2 protein-coding genes are annotated in these 1019 nt (G+C 66.0%); both read right to left on the minus strand.

Translation table 11 applies throughout. From position 1 onward, the window contains the following. Positions 1-12: 12 nt before the first annotated feature. On the minus strand, positions 13-561 hold the full coding sequence (locus ETD86_RS54480; RefSeq protein ID WP_170223821.1) for a lamin tail domain-containing protein: 549 nt from the start codon (positions 559-561) through the stop codon (positions 13-15). Between the two features lie 212 nt (positions 562-773). Beyond that, positions 774-1019 (minus strand): peptidoglycan-binding protein (locus ETD86_RS54485; RefSeq protein WP_170223822.1); only part of this gene is annotated, 246 nt, incomplete at its 5' end.

Raw genomic sequence — 1019 nt, forward strand, 5'->3', positions numbered from 1 at the left:
CATGTCTGCCTCCTACGGCTTGAAGACGTAGCCGCCGTTGTGGTCCCACGAGTAGCTGGACAGCACATCGCCGTTGGCCTTGGTCACCCAGGCCGTGTCGTTGTTGTTGTTGAAGAACTGGCCGGCGGTGCCGCAGTCGGTGTCGCTGTCGGCGAACAGCTGGTACTCGCTGCCGTTGATCTTGCGGTCGCCGCCCAGCCGGGAGCCGTTGAACACGGTCACGTACTCGCCCTTGGCGATGACGGTCGTTCCGTTGTCCGGCAGATCCACGATCTTGTACGTGTTGCAGGTGTGGGCATCGCCCTTCACCGTCTTGGCGTGCGCCCAGTTGTCCTCGACCAGGACGTTCGCGACGTCGATCGGGCCGTCTGAGACGTTCTGGAACTTCACGAACTCGCGGTTCCGGTTGGCGTAGCTGTCCGCGCCCATGGCGTCGGTGCCGACCTCGACGATCCGGAGGACGTCGCCGGGCACGTCAGCCGACGCGGTCGCAGGGCCGGTGGTCATGCTCGCCGCGATGACGACGCCGACGAACAGGATTGCGCTCTTGTTCAGGCGCATGAGGATGCTCTCCTTGGAAATGGGGACATGCGAAGGGCGGCCCCGCATCCGGCAGGACCACCCCAGGGCGAGACAGGCGTCTCGCGATCAGTTGCACTCATCGACGAGCCCAGGGATTCGCTCCCCAGGCTCAAGCTCCTCCACCGGCTTCGATGCCGCGGGGAGGCGTTCTTGGTACGGCCACGGCCACCAGCGGGCGAACAGGCCGTCGCTCACGGCACCCGCAGCAGGGCAGGCCACGTCTTGGCGCCGACTACCCCGTCATCAGCGAGGTTCATGCGGCGCTGGAACGCCATCACGTCCTCTCGCAACGCGGCGTCGTACTTGGTGGACTCCAGCCAGGACCGCAGCCCTACGGCGCCGCCGTACACCTTCTCGTTCAGGCCGCCGCGGGCGAAGAGGTTCGCCCTCAAGGTCTTCACGTCGTAGCAGTCGTCCCCGACCTCGAGCACGGGCAG

This window comes from Nonomuraea turkmeniaca (assembly GCF_005889735.1).
GTDB lineage: Bacteria > Actinomycetota > Actinomycetes > Streptosporangiales > Streptosporangiaceae > Nonomuraea > Nonomuraea turkmeniaca.